The following is a 19,403-nucleotide window of genomic DNA, read 5'->3' on the forward strand; positions in this document are numbered from 1 at the left end:
AACAGGCCCGGATGCCCTCTCTCGGGCACCCTCAGGCCTCATCTTCCCCAGCCCTCCTCTTCCTCTCGAACCGAGGCGTCCCGGACGTTTGGCTTGATTTTGTTCCCGTTATGTTCTATTTGGAGAAACAAGCCAACAAGGGAGTTTCCCGATGGACAGCACCATACACGCCCTGCCTGCGACGCCCAAGCAGATCGCTTATGCGCGCTCGCTCGCCCTACGCAACCGGACCCTCTTGCCCTGGGAAGTTCAGCAGGACCGCCGGTCGCTTAGCGCCTGGATCGAAGCACAGGCCCGGCTGAAAACAGTATCCGACATGGACCGGCTGCCCACGTCCAAGCAGGTGGCCTTCGCCGAACGCCTCGCCCGGATCAAGCGCCGCGCCGTGCCGGACGAATGTTTCCGCGACAAGGGGCTGATGTCGAAGTGGATCGACGGGAACAAGTGACTCTGGGTCCGATGTCCCTGTCGCCTATTCCGCTTTGAAAGCTGTGTTCACCCTGAATGCAATGTCAGCACACCGCTCCATCAAGACGTCAAATGGCTCTGGTGCCGTGGCAAGCAAACCATCTTCAGTCATCCGGCGATAATCGTCCGCGAGGAGGTCAAAGGCGTCACCACTTGGGACCAGTTGAAGATGTCCAGCAATCGCTGCGTCGTAGTTGACTTTTTCGCCATCGGCGGTCTTTTCAGAGAAGAACATCGTCTTGTGACGAGCCACTGCGGCCGCGAGCGCCCGATCTTCGATCGCTACGGCAGCGATACCCGCCTCATCCAGGCGGAAAACATCATGCCAGTGTCGGGAGAAGCGATCTCCGCGCATGCGAGCCTGCAGACAAAACACGTGGATCGCCGTCGCCTTCTCCCAGAACGTTCGCTCGGCATGCATGACACGGGGACGCGCCACCGGAAACTCCACGCCTTCAATCGCAGCAGCAGCATCGCAGACAATGTTGCGCGCAGATGCGGGCTCTCCGGTGGAGCGCGCCCCGAATTCCAGCATCACGCTCGGCGAAACATATCCCGTACCTTGAGCGAGGTTGGGATAGTTGATGAACAACTTGTCGCCGTCGAGGCGAAGCTCGGCTTCGATCCCATCCTGCTCGAGGGCTTGCTGCAAGATCGGCTGGACGGTCCCTGCCACCCATTCGGGCAACGCCTGTCGGACCCGCTTTGACCAACGCCGCTCTTCGCTGGATGAGACCGGCATGGCATCCTCACGACCATCCAGCAAATCCGGGATCAGCGCGCGGATATCAAAGGTCAGATCTACATCTTCGGAAAACCGGTCAATGACCTGATAGGCCTTCGAGAGCGAGGTGCCACCCTTGAAGACAAGACTGGCACCGATGGGCGATCCGAATAGCTGCTGGATCGCCCAGACAACCCAGACGTCCTTTTCGAGCAGATGGCTTGGCCGCCCAAGCTGATCGGCTGCGACACCAAGCGCGTCCAGACGGTCGCCAGCGCTGAGGCGGAGGAACGCCTCAGCCATGGACCAGTTTCCCGATCATTTGTGCCAGCCAGGTCGGAAACTGCGGCGCGACAGTGATCAACTCCATCTTCGCTGTGTCCGTGAGCTTGGAACGCAGGATAGGCAGAGCGCCGGTCGCTTGCTCCGGCCCAAGCCAGGCAAGAGCACGCACGACCTGCCCGGAGGTCTTGTTCCCAAGGGTCAATTGCCAGCGCGGCGCGTGGCGCAGCTCGACCACTTGACGGCCAAGGCTGAGTACACGACTTCGACCAGAAGTGAGATAGACCGACTGAACCGGCACCTGCGTCGTCACGCCCAGGGCATTCGCAGCAGAAGCGCCGCTTGGGACGATCGTCTCGCCTCTCTGTGCAGCAAGCGCCTCGATCGCCTGTTCGGCCGAGGGGCTACGCGGGCCAAAGCGCGTCTGGACCGGGCGCATGTAGATCCCGCGTCCGGCCCGGATCAACTCTCCACGCGCGGCCAAGCGCGAGAGGGTCTGATCGACTGCCGCGCGCGAACCGAGGTGCAAAAGCCCCTTCGCTGCCAAGGGCACCCCCTCCGGCAACGTTGTTGCGACTTGCATAATGCTTTCGGTCATGCGCTCCATGATCGCTCCTTTGTTAGAAACATAAGCGGTTTTCTGACAGTTTTCAACTCTGCGTTCTCACCCAAACCGCCGCCCCCCTTCCGTGAAGGTGTATTCATTGGCGATGATGCCGTCCTCAACGGACTCGTCCGAGGTAAGGTGGTCGTATTCGCTCTGAAGCTGGCGGTAGAGCCAGCGGGCAAGGTCGCGCAGCGCCTCGGTCACGATCTCCTCGGCGTCCTTGGTCGGCGGCTGCCAGGTCGGGCTGTCGCGCGTGACGTCGATCGACATGATGTATTCGTGGTAGTAGCGCCCGCGATGGCTGACCTCGGCGGCAAGCTGGTGGAAATTCCGCCGCTGGATGGCCTGCAAGCGGTCGGCGATACTGTGCAAGGTTGCGTCCTGGGGCGCATAGTCCCGGATGTGCGCGGCCGCGCCCTTGGCGTGGGACCAGTAGCCTACGAAACAGGCACCGTCGCCCTGGCTCCAGAACCCGGAGAACCAGATGCAGGGCTTGGCCCGCGCCCCGCCTCCCATCAGGCGGACGGGGGTGGTCTTTAGACGGATGCCGAGGAGCTCACAGACCCGCTCGAAATCCTCATAGACCGCTTCCCACCAATCGTCATGGAGGCCGAGCTCGCGATACCAGCTGAGCGCCTTATCCTTGGCTGCATCCGAGAGTTCCGGGAACTGGTAGACTGTTGTGCAGATAACCTCAGGCATCGACGTCCTCCCCATTCAGCGCGGCGGCCAGCCATTCTTGCGTGCTGGTCCAGCCGACGGATTTGCGCGCGCCGAGGTCGATGACATGCGCGCCGCCGCCGAAGGCGTCGAGGCGGGGTCGGGAGCAGGTCAGGGCATACTGGAAGCCCCAGAGGCCGGTGAGATCAAACTCTTCCGCAATGCGCAGCACGAAGCGGATGACCGCCTCGACATCACCGTGCTCGTCGTCATGGATCCAGAGGGTGCTGCCTTCGGGCGCGTCCTGGCGCACGAGGTCGAAGCCTGCGACCTCCGGGTCCTCGGCATCCTGATCGGCTTCGCGCAAGCTCTGGAACAGGGCGAGCGCGCGGGCAGCTTTGTCGGGGGTGCCAACGTCGAGCAGGCACGAGAAATGGGTGAAGTAATCCGCCATTGGGACCTCCTGAATGGGGAAGACCCGGCCAAATGGCCGGGCGCTATGTGGGGATGAGGGGGTGGTCGGGAGCGATCAGCTGGCAGGATCGTCGCCCGCCGCCTGTCGCGCGGCATGCGCACAAAGCATCTGCAGGTAGAAGCGCTTGCGCGCCGTCCGGAAGCTGCGCACGGCGCGCGTGTCCGGGTGAAGCGCCCGGACCGCCGCGCGCAGGACGGCGTAGGGCGACGCCGTCGCCGGCAAGCCGAGGCGCTGATATGCTGGATCGGTCATGTCAGCTGACCGCGACCACGGGCGAGGCGAGATGCGGATCGACCTGCGCCTCGATCCGCTCGGACCGGCCCATCCAGGGTTCGGGCCGGATGGCCTTCACCCAGTCGGCGAAGCTTGGGATGAAGCCGAGGTCTTCCTTGACATGCTGCTCGCCGACCCAGCGGGTCGGAATGATGCGCCCGTTCGAGAGGGTGAGGGTCGGCCCGAAGATCGTCTCGGCCATGAAGATGCCCTCGGCATGGTGGCGCAGTGCCCGGTGCCGAAAGTCGGCTGTGATCTCCTTGCTCTGGTCGAACCAGGAATGCACCGCGATGAAATCATCGACCGTGCCGCCCCATTTCTTCACCGAGGACAGGGCGTGGTGATAGGGATGTGCCATCGCCGCCCCCTCAGAAATCGTGCGTGTAGAGTTCGGACGAGGTGAAGCGCTCGTTGAACTCCAGATGGATACAGCGTGCGGATGCGTCGAAGCAGAACTCGCCGTAAGCGCCGTCGTTGTTTTCCCAACCGCCATAGGCGTCGGAGAGGAAGTCGTAGGCCAGCTGCTCGACGACATCTTCCAGCGAGAGCTGCCGCATCTCGACCTCGGGGTCGTCCCAGGTCAGTGCCGCATAGGCGATCTCGGTCGCCGGGAACTCGACGGCGGTCTCGCCGGACCAGGCGCCGATGCTTTCGATCTGGCCGCTGTCCCCGGCAACGTCGAAGGTCACAGTGACATGGGTGATGCCGGCGGCAATGAGACCATCGAAGAGCCGGTCTTTGTTGCCCGGGCGCAGAGCGAGGGTCCGGGCGGTGCGTTCGGCATGCGCGGCAAGGATCACCCCGAAATCGACGGTGGAAGGCCGCAGCGGGGCGGCCAGAGTGGGTTCAGTCTGGGTCATGGATAACTCCGTTCGGTGAGGACAGGTCAGACCCCCCGGGTGGCGCACTCTTCTGGCCCCCGAAGGCTCAAACCCTTCCCAGCCCTCCTCTGTCTCTCGGGCGTCACGCCGCGATCTGCAGCGCCCGGGCGGCAAAAGCGCGCCACAGCGGATCGACCAGACGCGCATCCAGCAGATCAGCACGGTGACGCAGCCGCTGCGCCAATTCAGGCTCGTGCCAATCAATGGCACGGCCAGCCTGGGCGCGAAGTTGAACCGCCTCGGTCACGACGGCCCGCGCCTCAAGGGCATTGGCGACAGGGTGGCACCAAGCCACAGCGCCATGACTGGCGGCCCCGGCAAGAACCAGGCGCTGGTCGCAATCAAGGATAGCCAGAAGCTGCGGCGCTGCATCGGAGCCGTTGTCCTCGGCAAGCTCAAACGCCCCCTGCATGGCATCAGCCAAGGTCGCAAAACGCTCAACGACCACGGGGGCAGCGGTGCCCGACATCAACGCTGCAGGCGTCCGGTGCATCCGCGTCAGCGCGAAAGGCAGGCTGGGATTAGAAGCGACAGTCCCACCATTTGCGACAGGACCCATCGGGCGCGGGCTCGGTTGGAGCGGCAGGGGAAGATCAAACATAGCAATGTCTCCAACGGCGCGGGAAGCCACTCTCCCCGCCTCATCCGTCAAAGACCAAACCGCCGCCCTCTTCCTCGAAGGGGCGGCGGTAGCAAGTCTGGTGCCACGATCAGAGCTTGCCGAGGGCCCGCAGGCTCAGCTCCGTTCCGGCACCGACGATGATGTGGTCATGCAGCGTGAGGCCGAGATACTTGCAGCCCTTCTGGATCTCCTTGGTCATGCTGAGATCCGCCTCGGACGGCGTCGGATCACCCGACGGGTGGTTATGGATCAGGATCAGGGCGCTGGCGTTCAGCATCAGCGCCCGCTTGATCACCTCGCGCGGATAGACCGGGACATGATCGACCGTGCCGGTCGACAGAAGCTCATCGGAAATGATGCGGTTCTTGCGGTCGAGGTAGAGGACGTGGAAGCGCTCGACTGGGCCGCGGACGGTCAGCGCGCAGTAGTCCATCAGCGCCTGCCAGCTGCCGATAACCGGGTTCTGGCTGAGATAGCGGCCGAGGATATCGCGGGCCTCGAGAATGACGGTTTCTTCCTGGGGAGTCATGGGTGTCTCGCTGAAATGCGCACGCCGAAGCCCCCTGCCCTTTCTGGGCAAAGCCAACGGCGTGCATGTTGAGAAATAGCTGCAGCGACCGCCCCGGTGTCGGGCGATCGCTGCGTGGGGGCTCTGTCAGCCGACCCGGTCGAGGAGCTTCTTGGCGCGCCCTTCCATGTCGAGGCGGGCATCCTGCTGGGTCTTGTCGCGCGCAAGCCGCGTGATGCCCTGCACGAAGTCGAAGATACTCTCGGGCGGGCGGCCTTCCTCCATCAGCACTTTCTCGATGATCTTGCCGGACTCCGCCTTCGAGAAGCCCCGCTTGCGCAGGAAATCCGCGCGATCCTCATCGCTGCGCGCCACGATCTGCTGTCGCGCAGCCTTGATGCCGTTCACGAAGCCCTGCGGCGAGGAATTGGCAAACCGCGTGAGCGCCGGGGCCGCCTCATGGGCAAAGCGCGAGGCCGCGTATTTCGAATGGCGGATCCGGATCTCCTGAAAATCCTCGACGCCCCAGAGGTTGCGGTTCTGGCACACTGCCCGCAGGTAGAAGCTCGCCATGCCGAGGGTCTTGGCGCCCACCTCCGAATTCCAGCAGTAAAAGCCCCGGAAGTAGAGATCGGGGGAGCCGTCGGGCAACTTGCCCGCCTCGATCGGGTTGCGATCATCGACCAGGAACAGGAAGACATCGCGGTCCGAGGCATAAAGCGTGGTCGTGTCGCGGCTGATCTCGACATCAGGGTTGTAGACCCCGGTCGACCAGTCGAGCACGCCCGGCACCTTCCAGCGCGTGTCGCCGGTGCCATTGCCCGCGATGCGCTGCACCGCCTCGACCAGCTCGAAATCGTGGATGCGGCCGTAATCGGGGCCGGTCACGGCGCGCAGTTCCGTGCGGCCATCCTCGGTCTCAAAAGTCTTCACCTGCTCGGCGCGGTGGTTGGTCAGACCATATTGCAGATTGATCCCCGCCAGCGGCGCGGGCAACTGCCGCAGGTAGGACGCCGGCGCGCCGACGATGCTGGCAAGCTGGCCGAACGCCCAATGCGTCGGCGCGACCGGTTCTTGTGCCTTCGGCAGCATCAGATGCAACCGCTCGGGGTTGTCGCGCGCAGCCTCGACGCGGATGTCAGCCGTCTGCACCACACGGCTGCGGCTGCGCTCCGACCGGCCTTTCACATTAGCCCAGAGATCATCGAGCGACAGATACCGCTCGTCATCCGGGCGGTTGAACCATTCGGACGACACTCGCCCGTTCCGCTCTCCCCGGCTCACATCCACTTTCCAGCCACCCGCCCGCGTCGGCTGCACCGGATCCAGAACTTCTACAACGCCCATCGGCTATCTCCCGTGACAGGCGCCGGGAGCCACTCTCCCAGCCCTCAACCTGTCGCGAAAGCAGTCAGCCTTTCTTTCACTCTTCAGGAGAGGCACGAGCGGCAGCAATGCGGGACGATGCGGGCGCTCGCTGCGCCTGCGCCATCTCCGAATTTCTTACCCAGATTCGGTTGTGCCAGCACAGTATGTGTCCATATCTAGATGTGCGCGGGGAATCTCAGACTTAGCGGGTGAATGGTGAGCAAGATGCAGGATGAAGAGGGCAAGACCGACGAACTGCCACAAGGCGTTACGATTCCGAGCGATCTTCAGTTTTCCGCCAGAATGTTTGCAGATGAGGACTACGCCAAGGAGGCGATGTACAAGTTGCATTCCGTTCTCAGCGTCATCAGTCAATCCATTGACCTAGCCAACCTGGATGGCGTCACCGTCGCCTTCGACTACGACGAGGCACTAGCTGATCTTGATCGTGGATATAAGACAACCTACACACTCACCGCCACCAAAGGTGTCGCCATCGGTGTTGCAATGGCACCCACGGTAATTCGCGACGGTGTGATCAAAACGCATCTAGTACTTAACGCGAACTACGCGCTCAGCATCCTAGAAGAACCCGGGGAGGAAACCGAATACTTCTGGCAATCGCTTCATCTAGTTGCGCACGAATGCGCGCATGTGGAGGTGACAGCAGCATTTGACAGGTCTTTCCCCGGGTTTCTTCTTCAGAAAACACATAGAAATATCCTAGACAACATGCGCTGGCAGGTAATTCTGGCAACGTGGGATGAGTATGCAGTATGCCGCATCGCCGGCTCTATCGGATATGACCCCGCAGAGGGTTACCTCGAAACCTTGGTCAAGGTGTTGGGCGATACCAGGGGCCAATGCTATGAGCTGATCAAGGCATATCGGACCCACGGGGATGTTGGGCAGATTGTAGGGGAAGTGTATGGCAAGCTCGGCGATCTGCTAAAGTATTCATCTTACTTTGTGGGTGCCGCAGCCGCGCAGGAAACCCCAGAAACGCATCCGCCTGCTCTCACCGACGAGTCTGAGTTTGGGTGGTTTGCTCCGTTCTACGAACGCTTAATTGAAGTGCACGAAGCGCTTTGGAGCGAATTTGGGAAATGGAAGAATCTGGATGCCTTCGAGGCAATTGGCGATGTCTTAGAGGACATGGCTGAGAGTATTGGTGTCGAAGCTTCGCGCGAGTCCGACGACTTAATTAATTTCAGTATTCCATACCGACCAGAAAGCATGCCCGACATTGCCATGACGAACCCGTTAATGCGTGCACTGCTCGGCAAATAGCTGCCGTTCAAATAAATTGCATCATCGGCCAAAGTCGACTCGAAGCTACATTGTAGCAGCGCAGCGAACCCGGCGGGTTGCCCCGCCGGGCCCGAGGGGGAGACCCCGTTCCTTTCAGAACGGGATCTCGTCGTCGCGGTCGACCAGCTCGGGGTTTTCGGTCTCGGCCGACTTCGGGCGGCTCAGGAAGTCGACCTTCTCGGCGATGATCTCGCAGCCGTAGCGGTCGTTCCCCATGCTGTCGATCCACTTGGTATAGTGGATGCGGCCGTGGACGAGGACCTTCATGCCCTTTTCGCAATGCTCCGCGACCGTCTTGCCGAGACCGTTGAAGCAGGTGATGCGGTGCCATTCGGTGTCCATGACCCGGTAGCCGTTCTCGTCGCGCAGGACGCGACCTTCCGAGAGGCGGGGGCGGGAGGTGGCGAGGCTGAAGTTGGTGATCTTGGTGCCGCCCTGGGTGGTGCGGACTTCGGGGGTCTGACCGATGTTGCCGGCGAGGATGACGATGTTCTGCATGATAAGCTCCTGTGTTTCCTGTCTTCGGGAACGTCCCTTCGACAAGACCCTGAAAAAGCCCGGCGGGTGACGCGTGCACGGTGGACAGCATGGACATCGGAAACCCCCAAAGGCCCGGGGTGGAGCGGGCAGGACGCCACAGGCGGCCAACACGGCCCGGGCTGACGCGGGGTTGCGCGCAGGAGACCGAACGGGATTAGGGGATTGTCAGTCGAAGGGATGGACCAAAAGCCAGAGAGGCGCGGGGAGCCCATGCCAGACCTTGTCATCCTGCCAGTCGGAACCGCCTGAACCCAAGCCCAGCACGCAAGGCAGCAGATACTTTGGATCAACCAACCCTCGCCCCCTGCGCCCTGCCTACGGGAGTTGCGGGGTCATGCCACGACGGGAATCGATACCGGAACACTTAGGCCACAAGGCATTGCATGGCTGACTACGACATCGAGGCGCTGTCGCTCACCAAGTTGAAGAAAATGCAGAAGGACGTCGCCAACGCGATCTCCACCTAAGAGGATCGACAGAAAGCGGAAGCCCGCACCAAGGTGGAAGCTGTGGCCAGAGAAATGGGCTACTCCCTGGCGGAACTGGTCGGGACAGATAGCAAACCCAAACGCGCCCCAGTCGCACCAAAGTACCAGCACCCTGACAACCCGACCATCACCTGGTCCGGTCGTGGGCGTAAACCGCCGTGGTTCGTGGACGCGCTAGCTGCTGGCACAACTGCCGGTGATCTGGAAACCCGCTCAGAGTTTACCAACCCTGCGGCTAAAGTGCCCGAGGCTGCGCGTTGCCTGATCCGGTCATTTTGGCCTGGCGCCGCGCAGGAAAAGAGTGGCCTCATATGGGCAGCCAGTGTGGCTGACCTGCACCCTTCGAGCGACCGTAACAGACGGCGTATTTTGTTGAAAAACTCGTGCTTGATCGAAGCGTAAGTTACTGATTCAATTCTTCGGACCGGCGGGAGAATTGAGCAATGTTGGGACCGAGACAGGAAGCGCAGGCTGCACTTTTCTACGAGTTCTCGCTTGAGGATCACGTCCCCATGGATCACCTGCTTCGATCCATCGACCGTTTTGTCGATCTGAGCAGTATCCGCGCCTACCTTGCGGATTTCTACAGCCATACAGGCCGTCCGTCGGTCGATCCCGAACTGCTGATCCGGATGCTGCTGGTCGGCTATTGCTTCGGCATCCGGTCGGAACGGCGGCTGTGTGAAGAGGTGCATCTGAACCTGGCATATCGCTGGTTTTGCCGCCTGGATTTGAGCGACCGGGTCCCTGATCACTCGACGTTCTCCAAGAACCGGCACGGGCGTTTCCACGACAGCGAATTGCTGCGCCACCTGTTCGAGACGACCGTCGCTCGGTGCATCGAGGAAGGTCTGGTCAGCGGCCAGCGCATGGCCATCGACGCCAGCCTGATCGAGGCCGATGCGCCCCGTGCGGTGCGCGAGTATCTCGAAACGCTGGACGAGGCAGCGTTTGGCGCCGCCAGCGAGGTCCAGCCCAAGTTCACGTCGCATTCCGACCCGGCCAGCCAGTGGACTGCGGCGCGCAAGGGGCCGGCATTCTTCAGCTATTCCGACAACTACCTGATCGACACGGATCATGGCGTCATCGTTGATGTCGAGGCGACGCGGTCGATCCGGCAGGCCGAAGTCGGATCGACCAAGACCATGCTTGATCGGGTGAAGGCCAAGTTCAACCTGCATCCCGAGCGCCTGATAGCCGACACCGCCTACGGCACCGGACCGATGCTGGGCTGGCTGGTCGACCGCAAGATCGCCCCGCACATTCCGGTGCTCGACCATTCCGGGCGCAGCGACGGCACCTGGACCCGAGCCGACTTCGAGTGGGACGCCGAGAACGATCAATACATCTGCCCCGAAGGCCTCGAGCTGAAGCAGTTCCGCCGGAACTACTCCGATCCGAACCGGGGACCGACCGGCAAGGGTGTCGCCAAATACCGCTGCTTGAAACACACCTGCCAGGCCTGCCCATCGAAGTCACGCTGCTGCCCCACGTGGACTTCCGCTCCATCACCCGCGAGGAACACGAAGACGCCCGTCAGGCCGCCCGGGATATCGCGAAGACCAGGCAATACGAGATATCGATGAAGCTCCGGAAAAAAAAGGTCGAGATGCTTTTCGCGCACCTCAAGCGCATCCTCGGGCTCGGAAGGCTTCGACTACGCGGCCCATGCGGTGCAAAAGACGAATTCCTGCTCGCCGCCACCGCCCAGAACCTTCGGAAGTTGGCCAAGATCTTTCCCGCACCGCAGCAAGTGCGAAAAGCCTGACAGAAAAGGCGCTTGCGCCGCTTTCGGATGCCAGGATTCTGCGCTCGCGAACGGGTGTTTTTCCACAGAATCGGCGGAATGCGGGCATTCGCTGCGGCAGGATTATCTATCTCGCCATGGACTTAGCACCGCCGCCGAAATCTCGTCAGACGGCCCACGCCGGATGGTTACCCTAAAGCGGACCTTAGTCTGGCCTCTGTTTTTCAGGACAGCATCTATCGATTTCATCTTTGCCCCAGATTGGAAGGCCGTCCACCCCGACACCAGTTTATCTCCCCTTTCTTGATCCAGAAATGGCATCCACATGCGTTCTTCTGGTGGATGGAAGGATGTACGGTGGGGCGGGACCAGAAATCTTCGGTGATCCGCCACCGCGGTCGTTGGTTTGGGTTAAGAGAAAGAGTGATGAGTTCCCCGCATCCGCCCGGACAGTTAAGGCAGGCCCACTTCTTGATATCGCCGTTTTCTACGACGGTGAGCTCCTCCGGGGCGATCATCGACCGGTCTGGTATCTTTGGTGCGCGGGTCGTCAAAAAATCGAAACGCAGAAGATGCAACCGACGGAAAAGTCGTGTGATCATGTGTTTCATGTCAACTCACCACATCCAAAAATGGTTGCATGTCAGCGCGGCCGAGCGTCGCTTCCTGGCTGCAACAAGGGCAATCCGGTTGCGGTTCAACCAAGGGCTTACGTTCGTCTCGGGCGTGAAATCGCCGCATGCGGGTTGGCAACATACCGGCCTCTCCGGCAAGTCCGGTTATACCCGCCAGCCACTCATTGACCGCCATCGCTCCGGCCTCGGTCGTAAAAGTTACCACGGCTGGAGATGGATCGCCCTCGCCCAAGACGTAGGCTTCCTCTTTCAACCGCTGATAGCTATCGGGATCATCGCGTCGTAACGTTTCTTCCCGGGCTCGGCGCGGATCGACATATCCGCCGCACAGCAAGCAAGGGTGACCCGGCACAAGTGTCGAGACCCGGGCAAAGAGGTCGTATGCAGTTTCCGTCCGTCGCTGCATGGCCAGCCCGACGTCGATGACAGGGATGCCGTAAAACCTTGCAAATCGATTCAGAAACAGCCGACCTGCATGATCGTCTGTGCAACAGAAAATCACGTCGCAGGCTTTGAGTGCTTCCCATGTCACCGGGTCTCCGGCCCAAGCGTCGACGCTTACCAACTTCATACCGAGAGCCGATTCCTCGACAGTTCGTGCGTGAATATTGGTCTTTGGCAACTTCGCATCAGCATCTGATCGCCGCGCCCCGTGGAGGCGGTTGAGATTGGTCAGGTCCACTATGTCTTTGTCGAATTGGACTGCCTCTTTCACTCCAAGCCGCAAAAGCAGCGGTAACACCGCACTTCCAGTTGCGCCGCCGCCAGCGATTCCGCAGCGAAAGCCTGACACTTGCAGTGATGCATCGTCGCCGAAAAGCCGGACCTGACGATCCAAGAATTTCGCCGGAGTTCCGGTGAGACCAGAAATCCGTAAGCGCGGTCCAGAATGCAGAATACGTCCAATTTCGACAGCATTTTCAGTTGTTGTCCAGATCCGAGCGGCGAGGTCGCCATTCTCTGCGATAATAATGCTCACCAGACCCTGCATTCCCTTCAATAGGGCTGTGCGGGCGAGTTCGGCTTCGTTACGGTCATCCTGTTCGGAAAAACGCGCTTTGCCCTTCGGGTGGGTATGAACGAGAGCTGGGGTGAGGCCAGTCGTCTTGGCTTCGTTTAGTAGTCGCATGAATCCATCGGTTTGCCAGGTGACATGGCGCCCCGACGCCGACACGAGTTCGTTATCGCCAACCGGATCGAACCGATGCGAAACCAAACGCCGCCGAGGTTGATTTGACCATGGATCACACTCGATATCAGCAATGCCAAAAAGCATGTAGGCCGAGCGCTCCGATCCTGCCCCTGCCGTGAGCAGGGACTGGATTTGCGCCTCATGCGGCTCCAAAAGGATGAGGTCCATGGCATCCATCAGGCCCGTGCCTCCGCTAGAGCAGTTTGAACGCGGGCGACCATGGTTTGCAGACCATCGACCCCCGGACGCCAGGCAGTGTTGTGGCGCGACCAACGCTGCCAAACGCGACCACCAAAACGGTGCTCAACAGTACAAGCTTTTGGAACTTGGCCCGTGTCCACCAGGGTGAGCTTCGGCGAGACATAGAACATGTCCGGCGAGCAGTCGGGATAGCCCCTGGGAAGTAGGATCAGAACGTCAGCCGACAAATGGTCGAACTTGCCCGCCGGAAGCGGCACAGCTTTCAGGATGGTGCCTGTGTTGCCGCCCTCTGTCACTACTTCGAACTCATACCCATGACCGGAAAGGTAGATTTGGTCCTTCGACGGAAGGGCATCGCCCTCCGTCGTTTGATCAATCAGTGACACGAACCGCTCAACGCCGGCATCGGCCAGGTTAATTACATCCGTATCGATGATCTTCTTGTCATGCTGCCCTGGGATCTCTTGCCAGAGATTGTAGTTGGGCGGCAGTTTGGCCAGTTTGCGCAACACGAAGCCACTGACGCAGGCTCGGGGCCATTCGAGATCAGCGTCGTCGATTTTGAACTTGAAGTTGCGATCAGAGCGGGCGACCAGCACTCTCTCGATACCACGACCGCGCAGATCATAGCTTTCGTCGAGCCGGATGTCTTCGAAGTCGCCGTTGGGCAGGATTGCGATGGCCACATGTTCATCAACAGGGTGCCCATCAGCGGCTTCGATCAACTGGCGTCCCAGAACCTTGGGATCGTCGAAGACGTGTTTCTTGAAGTTGAGGTCCTCATCGGCGATGAGAACACGGAAGCGAGGATCATTTCCTTGCGGTTTCATATTGTTAGTCCTTGTAGTGTTACAGAACGCAGACCCCATGTCTGCGCCTTCACAAGGACAATCGCGGCGTCAGGAAGTATCCGGTAAGCTAGATCCAATCTTTTTTCTCAGCGTGCCGGATGGCGGCGGATTGCAGATGAAAAAGTAAGGGCACCGCGCACATCGATCACTACGGTTTGGTGGGAACCTTCCCTCGATGATGGAGATCGCGGCGTCCGCGATCTTCTTCTTTCTGGTGCTGATTTTACCCTCTGACATGTTCAAACGATCCCGATCACCGCCCGTCAAATACACGAATTCCGCTTCCCCACGCCCTTCTGCCGCAATCTGAAACGCCGCAGCATCGAGCGCATCCAATGCTGTGCTCGTCTTGCGTCCCGTGCGGATACGTCGGAAAACCGTCGCGTGACCGGTCTCGATCTCCTCATGGGCCGACACGACAATCTCCGCATCTTCAAACCTAAGCGATAGGGATTGGGGTACCTTCCGGGTCTCACTCCGCCGAAGCTGGAAGAAGAACTGCAACAAATCATCGGAAATCTGTCGATACTCGGCGGCGTAGCCATGCTCCGTAGGTCCATGTGCGACCCAGGCAGCTTCGATGATCGTCCTTAACTCTGTCTCGTCCGGCATCTCGGCGGGTCGCGCCGTCAGTTCATCAACGACAGCCTGCACAGCATTATGCATCCGCATGGGCGCCGACTCCATGCGACGCCCCCCAACTTGAAGAACATGAGCAAAGAAAAACCGCCGTGGGCATTTGTCGAAGGTCGCCAGTTGCGACGGCGACATACGGGCTACGCCATCGACTTGCAACGTGAAGCGCTCAGCCTCTCCGACAACATCTCTAACTGCGGAAATCGGCTCTTGAATTGACAGTTGGCCGGAGATGTCGTCGACAAAACTGGACCGACTCTGCCGATAACCATTAGATTTTTTGCTGGGCGCGTATAGGAACAGACCGTCTTCTGCCCGGGATAGCGCAACGAAGAACAAACATCGCTGTTCCTCATCATGGCCGGCATCTATTGCCTCGCCGCCGCGAAACACCGGGCCCTCGATCATGCCATCCGGCGGGGGAAGGCCGCGGCTTTGTTTGGCCGAGCGCGGGATCGAGCCGCTTGTTAAAGACGGAAGGTGTAGCACCTTGAACTCAAGACCCTTGCTCCCGTGGATCGTCATCAGACGAACAGCGTCTATGCTCTGAGCAGCGCTAGGAAGATCGCGCAAATCGCGCTCATCTGAGAGGATCACCAACCGTCGGATGTGTTCCAGAAGGTCGCGGACTGGATATCCTGATTTTTCCGGGAGAGCGGAGCGCAGAAAGTTCTGGAACTGCCAGAAGGCAAGCGCGGGGTTGGCGTTGCCATCACGAGCCTGCTTTGCAATATCGGCCGCAAGCCGTGTGCGATCCAGATAGATCTTCGTGATCACTTGCCAGGCGGTCGCCGTGGGCTCGATCCCGTCGAAAGCGTCGATAAGGGCTTTCGCCGAGGCTTGGCTACTTTCGCTCAACCCATCTGCCGCATCCAAAATGGTCCGCCAGTTGAGAGGAAGGGGCTTCTTCGTGTCCCGGATAGCCTCGATTGCCAGGGCGATATCTTCGATGGGCATCTGAAATGACCGCATTGAGGCGACGCATGTCAGTCCCATTGCTCTGGGGTCGACCACGAGCGACAGGAGCGATAGCGCTTCCTTGATTTCCGGTCGGTCGAATAATGGCCCGAGGAACAGAACAGGGATTCCACGCGCCTCCAAACCAGCGGCGATCTCCGCCAACCGCGCATTTCCCTTGCAGATGACCGCTTGATCACGAAACGAGCCCATATCAGCTCGGGCAGCGGTTATGCGGGCAGCTATTTCGTCGACCTCATGGTCCTTCGACTCCACCGAAAGGAAAGACGGCGCTGCACCGTTGTTGCCCTTGAACGCATGCGCTTGGAAACTGGTGGCCTCCATTCGAATTTTTGCAAAAGTGCTGAATGCATCGCAGATTTCCTGGGACGAACGGTAATTGGTGCTGAGTTGCATTGAAGTTCCGCCGGGAAAGTCGTCCGTCTCGAACCGGTCGATATTGTAAGACGACGCGCCCCGGAAGCGGTAGATGGATTGCTTGGCGTCTCCCACAACCCAGAGGTTGCCACCATCTGGTTTCAGAGCGCGCAAGAACCGCACGCTGGCGCGGTTCACATCCTGATATTCGTCCACAAGAACGTGCTCATACCGATCCTGAAGGTCCTTGCGCACGGCTTCGTCGGATTCGACCAATGCCGTCGGGCGCGCGACGAGATCACCGAAATCGACCGCGCCGCGCTCCAACTTCAGTTGCTCATAAAGGTCGTAGACCGACGCAATCTCTAGACATTTCTCAGCGGCAATCTGGTCTTCCTCCGTGTCCGCGGCATCAGCCATCTGCTGCGCCAGTACACGGTAGCGATGTTGGTCGACGACCTCGTCCTTGGCGCGCGAGATCGCTGACAGGATGGACCGCAGGTTGTCGGTCGGGTCCCAGAGATCATTGAAATGCGTCAGCCTCAGGCGCGGAAACTCGTCTTCGAGAAGCGCAATCGCTTCGGTCGCATCGATCAGACGTGGGTCTGGAGGCAAGTTTGCGCGGTCGTGGAACCGCCGCAGAAGATCGAGCCCGAAGGAATGAAACGTCCCGATCCATGCGGACCCGGCCGCTTCTGGCCAAGCCAACATGGCGCGATCCGTCATTTCACCGGCGGCCTTGTTCGAGAAGGTCAGAAGCAGAATGCTCTCGGGCTCGACGCTGCGGTTCTTTAGAACGGACAATCTGCCGACGAGCGTTTGTGTCTTTCCAGTTCCCGGCCCGGCCTTCAAAAGTAGGGCCTTTCCTTCGTGTTCTGCTGCCCGCTTTTGTTCTTCGTTCAAAGGCTTTGGCGGTGATACCGTATCTTTGTCAGGTTCAATCGGCGGAAGAAGAAGTGCGTCGAACAGTTGGACCGCCACCATCGGGTAGGGAGCCCCAAGCCGTTTGGTAATCTCTTCTGCGCTCAAGCACTCTTCGACATGCCAAGACCAGGCGAGAGCACGCGGAAACAGAAACTCACGTGCAAACAGATCCATTTGGACCTCCTCGCGCGCACGATTGCTGTAGTCGACCACACGTTCCCCACCCACCGATGATGGATCTGCGGAACGCGCGGGGTCGATCTCCATGGTTGGCGGAATATCCACTTCACCGCCAAACTCGTGGTGTCCAATCTCATGTGCGACCAAAAATGCATCGAGAAACGCGTTCCCGGTGTCTTCATGCAGAATAGTTGCGGACGTTTTCTGAAGAACAGCCCGCCCGCCTTTAAGTTGCGGATTACCTGCAGGGCGTTTCCGGACTTCCAGATCGCGTCGTTTGGCCTCGCAAAGCGCAAACTCATAGGGGCGGTTTGGGTCGCCACCTTTCTCTCGACACTGCGCGTGAAGGTCAGCCGCGCACGCTCTTATGGTTTCAATCCGATCCATCGTCCGCGAGCAACGTATTTAACGCGCGCCGCTCCTCCTCGGTCAAATCAGCATGTTCGACATAGGTCTCGAATCCGATAGGCGCCTCATTACCTGGTTTCCCATCGGACTTCATCGCAACGGCCTGCCCATCTCCTTGCTGCATGCCGCTGATCACGTCTTGAATGTGCACATCCAGCTTTTTTGCCAGCGCCTTCAACAGCCCCAATGGCATCGAAGCAAGATATACGATGTCGGCATTCAGACCGGTAAAAAAGCCTCGGGGAAGGCCAAGGTCACGCGCAAATTCTCGTAAACCGCTGCCAAACAGTGTTTGCCGGACATGTTGGACGCGCAGGACCTCCGCGCTCATGGCCTTGGTCTCAAGCGAAAGGCTCGCCTCTGCAACCTCCAAATCGTTCATGGAAAGTTCGTTGAACAGCGCGAGGAGGTCTTGGGTGTATTCCGGATAGCGTTGGAGATACACTTTCAGCGTTTCAGGCGACAACTCCTCTTCGATTGTGAAGTCGTTAAGAACATCATCTCTATTTGCCATTATCTATCTCCAGCGCCAGTGCTTGCCGGATCTTCGCAAAGGCTCGGTCGCGCCGGTTGCGTGCAGTCTTCTCCACGCAGCCCAGAAGCTCCGTCATCGAGCGTTCGCCATCTTTGTTCGTTTCAATTGGAATGTCTGCGAGCATCAAATCAATCACCTCTCGTTCATCTGTCGGTAAAGCGTTAATCGCACGGCGCACATGAATCCGGTAATCAAGATCGTCCTCAGCTGTGAGGTTACCCCTTTTATAGCGTTCTAGTGCCGCTTCGACGACGGCACGCACTTCGCCAGTGACCGCGTCCTCGACGTCCTCACTTGCGTTTTCCCGACGGTTCACCTTGCGGAGCTTCGTGATGTGCGCCGACCGCACCGCTTTGTCGAAGACGACCTCGTAGATATCGAGTTGCTCGTCATAGTTCTGCCTATCGGTGAACATCAGCTCGGTGACATGATCTACCGTCGCGTCACGGATTTCAGCGAGGCGCGCATCTTCATGGATTTTGTCGCCAACTTGGCGGCTTGCTCGTGGGCACGCCGCTTCGACCCGATCGCGCAATATATCGTAGAGCCGAATGAACCGACCGTCCGCGTTGTCTGACTTTGTCTGGCGCAAATAGAACATGAGAACTTCTGAAGGCACATATTGACTATGTCGCCGGTCTCTTATGGCTGCGCTGTCCATTAATTTCTCGAACGACCATGTGAGGCTCATTTCAATATATTCGGTGATCAGCGGGCGTCTGGTATAAAATTCGCCGCTGATTTTACGTTTTCTTAGTGGATCAATACTCATTCAGATACACTTTTGATCGTTGCTTAGCGCACCACTACCACGAGGCGAACCTAAGCGGCAAATGCTCAACTGAGTCGAGCACACATTTGATATGCGTCTACGCGAGAATGATAGACGTACCATGTTCGCAAGTCGAAAGGCCGGTTTGACTGGTCATACCGCAGCATTGCAAGCAGTCATTAAATGGCAGTGATGGGAAGGCAGTTTATCCCATTAGTTCAAAGTCCCTGCGTTGTGTAAATTTGGCCAATACTAAGTTTTGCGAGCGCAACGAATAGCGGCAATAGGGGCTTCAAACGCAGCATGGCAATCGGCTGCCGGATGTTTCCTTAGGGTCGGACACTCGATCATCCTGACGTTGTGGCAGTCGCATGCGACTGACACTTTTGCGGTTTCAAGGCGTTTGGCCCTGCGCCTTCGACGGTCCGCTGTTCCGGATATCTCACCGGTACCGTGCGAGAGCGCAGCGACGCAGCAGGAGGCGCACTTGCGCCCCCGCGGGAGCGTGTCGAGGTAACCGTGAGCCTAAGCCCACGGGTCAATCTCAACCAGCACCTGAACCTCGTCGCCGTCGATTTCATCGGCGGGGACGGCGCCGAAGGTTCCATCCCCTGCCTGGAAGACGACGATCGAGACCATGAGCGTGGCGGCGAGGGAGGCGGCGAAGGCGTGTGCATCTTTGCGGGACATCTGTTTGGCTCCAGTCTGGGAGGCGGGGGACCATCCCCCGCGCGACAGGACCCCGCAGGCCCGAAGACTGGCTGACATCACCGGGTGCGT

Annotated in this window: 20 protein-coding genes and 2 pseudogenes; 4 read left to right on the forward strand and 18 right to left on the reverse strand. The window is 59.5% G+C overall.

Annotated elements, in window-relative coordinates; genetic code table 11:
- Positions 1 to 151: 151 nt before the first annotated feature.
- Positions 152 to 448 (forward strand): hypothetical protein, encoded by a 297-nt coding sequence (locus BKY27_RS16925; protein ID WP_071675673.1) that lies wholly within the window; start codon positions 152 to 154, stop codon positions 446 to 448.
- Between the two features lie 24 nt (positions 449 to 472).
- Here the strand turns inward: BKY27_RS16925 and BKY27_RS16930 are convergent, their stop codons facing one another.
- From BKY27_RS16930 to BKY27_RS16975, 10 genes are all read right to left on the reverse strand, one after another.
- Positions 473 to 1,495 carry a nucleotidyl transferase AbiEii/AbiGii toxin family protein gene (locus tag BKY27_RS16930; protein WP_071675674.1) on the reverse strand — a complete coding sequence of 341 codons (1,023 nt, stop codon included), beginning with the start codon at positions 1,493 to 1,495 and terminating at the stop codon, positions 473 to 475.
- A complete protein-coding gene (locus BKY27_RS16935; protein WP_071675675.1) occupies positions 1,488 to 2,081 on the reverse strand; it encodes an AbiEi antitoxin N-terminal domain-containing protein in 594 nt (197 codons plus the stop codon). Before BKY27_RS16935 ends, BKY27_RS16930 begins: the two co-directional genes overlap by 8 nt.
- 57 nt (positions 2,082 to 2,138) lie before the next feature.
- Positions 2,139 to 2,783 carry an antitoxin of toxin-antitoxin stability system gene (locus tag BKY27_RS16940; RefSeq protein WP_071675676.1) on the reverse strand — a complete coding sequence of 215 codons (645 nt, stop codon included), beginning with the start codon at positions 2,781 to 2,783 and terminating at the stop codon, positions 2,139 to 2,141.
- Positions 2,776 to 3,195: a hypothetical protein gene (locus tag BKY27_RS16945; protein ID WP_071675677.1), complete on the reverse strand. Its 420-nt coding sequence runs from the start codon at positions 3,193 to 3,195 to the stop codon at positions 2,776 to 2,778. Before BKY27_RS16945 ends, BKY27_RS16940 begins: the two co-directional genes overlap by 8 nt.
- 75 nt (positions 3,196 to 3,270) lie before the next feature.
- Positions 3,271 to 3,468, reverse strand: coding sequence for a hypothetical protein (locus tag BKY27_RS16950; protein WP_071675678.1), 198 nt, complete (start codon positions 3,466 to 3,468; stop codon positions 3,271 to 3,273).
- A gap of 1 nt (position 3,469) precedes the next feature.
- Entirely contained in the window at positions 3,470 to 3,847 is a 378-nt protein-coding gene (locus BKY27_RS16955; RefSeq protein WP_071675679.1) for a DUF6915 family protein, read from the reverse strand.
- A 10-nt stretch (positions 3,848 to 3,857) separates the two neighbouring features.
- Complete coding sequence (locus BKY27_RS16960) at positions 3,858 to 4,349, reverse strand: DUF6878 family protein (RefSeq protein WP_071675680.1); 492 nt, start codon at positions 4,347 to 4,349, stop codon at positions 3,858 to 3,860.
- A gap of 103 nt (positions 4,350 to 4,452) precedes the next feature.
- Positions 4,453 to 4,971: a DNA repair protein RadC gene (locus tag BKY27_RS16965; protein WP_071675681.1), complete on the reverse strand. Its 519-nt coding sequence runs from the start codon at positions 4,969 to 4,971 to the stop codon at positions 4,453 to 4,455.
- Between the two features lie 109 nt (positions 4,972 to 5,080).
- Positions 5,081 to 5,521, reverse strand: a complete 441-nt coding sequence (locus tag BKY27_RS16970; protein WP_071675682.1) for a JAB domain-containing protein — start codon at positions 5,519 to 5,521, stop codon at positions 5,081 to 5,083.
- A 126-nt stretch (positions 5,522 to 5,647) separates the two neighbouring features.
- Complete coding sequence (locus BKY27_RS16975) at positions 5,648 to 6,847, reverse strand: DUF932 domain-containing protein (RefSeq protein ID WP_071675683.1); 1,200 nt, start codon at positions 6,845 to 6,847, stop codon at positions 5,648 to 5,650.
- Positions 6,848 to 7,081: 234 nt separating this feature from the next.
- On the opposite strand from BKY27_RS16975, the gene BKY27_RS16980 reads away from it, so the two are divergent.
- Positions 7,082 to 8,158, forward strand: coding sequence for a hypothetical protein (locus tag BKY27_RS16980; protein ID WP_158514997.1), 1,077 nt, complete (start codon positions 7,082 to 7,084; stop codon positions 8,156 to 8,158).
- 114 nt (positions 8,159 to 8,272) lie between these two features.
- Here the strand turns inward: BKY27_RS16980 and BKY27_RS16985 are convergent, their stop codons facing one another.
- Positions 8,273 to 8,677 (reverse strand): single-stranded DNA-binding protein, encoded by a 405-nt coding sequence (locus tag BKY27_RS16985; RefSeq protein WP_009820080.1) that lies wholly within the window; start codon positions 8,675 to 8,677, stop codon positions 8,273 to 8,275.
- Between the two features lie 425 nt (positions 8,678 to 9,102).
- Between BKY27_RS16985 and BKY27_RS20405 the strand changes: the two are divergent.
- Positions 9,103 to 9,411 (forward strand): annotated as a pseudogene (locus BKY27_RS20405) (H-NS histone family protein); the annotation flags it as partial.
- A 239-nt stretch (positions 9,412 to 9,650) separates the two neighbouring features.
- A pseudogene (locus tag BKY27_RS16995) lies at positions 9,651 to 10,975 on the forward strand (transposase).
- A 224-nt stretch (positions 10,976 to 11,199) separates the two neighbouring features.
- On the opposite strand, the gene BKY27_RS20410 reads toward BKY27_RS16995, so the two are convergent.
- The 7 genes from BKY27_RS20410 to BKY27_RS20270 all read right to left on the reverse strand — a co-directional run bounded on the left by BKY27_RS20410 (position 11,200) and on the right by BKY27_RS20270 (position 19,313).
- Positions 11,200 to 11,565, reverse strand: coding sequence for a DUF6527 family protein (locus BKY27_RS20410; RefSeq protein WP_071675685.1), 366 nt, complete (start codon positions 11,563 to 11,565; stop codon positions 11,200 to 11,202).
- Position 11,566: 1 nt separating this feature from the next.
- Positions 11,567 to 12,958, reverse strand: coding sequence for a ThiF family adenylyltransferase (locus tag BKY27_RS17005; RefSeq protein WP_071675686.1), 1,392 nt, complete (start codon positions 12,956 to 12,958; stop codon positions 11,567 to 11,569).
- Positions 12,958 to 13,812: a multiubiquitin domain-containing protein gene (locus BKY27_RS17010; protein WP_071675687.1), complete on the reverse strand. Its 855-nt coding sequence runs from the start codon at positions 13,810 to 13,812 to the stop codon at positions 12,958 to 12,960. Before BKY27_RS17010 ends, BKY27_RS17005 begins: the two co-directional genes overlap by 1 nt.
- A 69-nt stretch (positions 13,813 to 13,881) precedes the next feature.
- Positions 13,882 to 17,295, reverse strand: a complete 3,414-nt coding sequence (locus BKY27_RS17015; protein WP_071675688.1) for an ATP-dependent helicase — start codon at positions 17,293 to 17,295, stop codon at positions 13,882 to 13,884.
- Complete coding sequence (locus BKY27_RS17020) at positions 17,282 to 17,830, reverse strand: hypothetical protein (RefSeq protein WP_071675689.1); 549 nt, start codon at positions 17,828 to 17,830, stop codon at positions 17,282 to 17,284. The genes BKY27_RS17015 and BKY27_RS17020 overlap by 14 nt, the downstream gene beginning before the upstream one ends.
- Entirely contained in the window at positions 17,820 to 18,623 is an 804-nt protein-coding gene (locus BKY27_RS17025; RefSeq protein WP_071675690.1) for an RNA polymerase sigma factor, read from the reverse strand. The genes BKY27_RS17020 and BKY27_RS17025 overlap by 11 nt, the downstream gene beginning before the upstream one ends.
- Positions 18,624 to 19,148: 525 nt before the next feature.
- Positions 19,149 to 19,313, reverse strand: coding sequence for a hypothetical protein (locus BKY27_RS20270; protein ID WP_165375273.1), 165 nt, complete (start codon positions 19,311 to 19,313; stop codon positions 19,149 to 19,151).
- Positions 19,314 to 19,403: the final 90 nt, after the last annotated feature.

Source organism: Nioella nitratireducens, from assembly GCF_001879715.1.
GTDB lineage: Bacteria > Pseudomonadota > Alphaproteobacteria > Rhodobacterales > Rhodobacteraceae > Nioella > Nioella nitratireducens.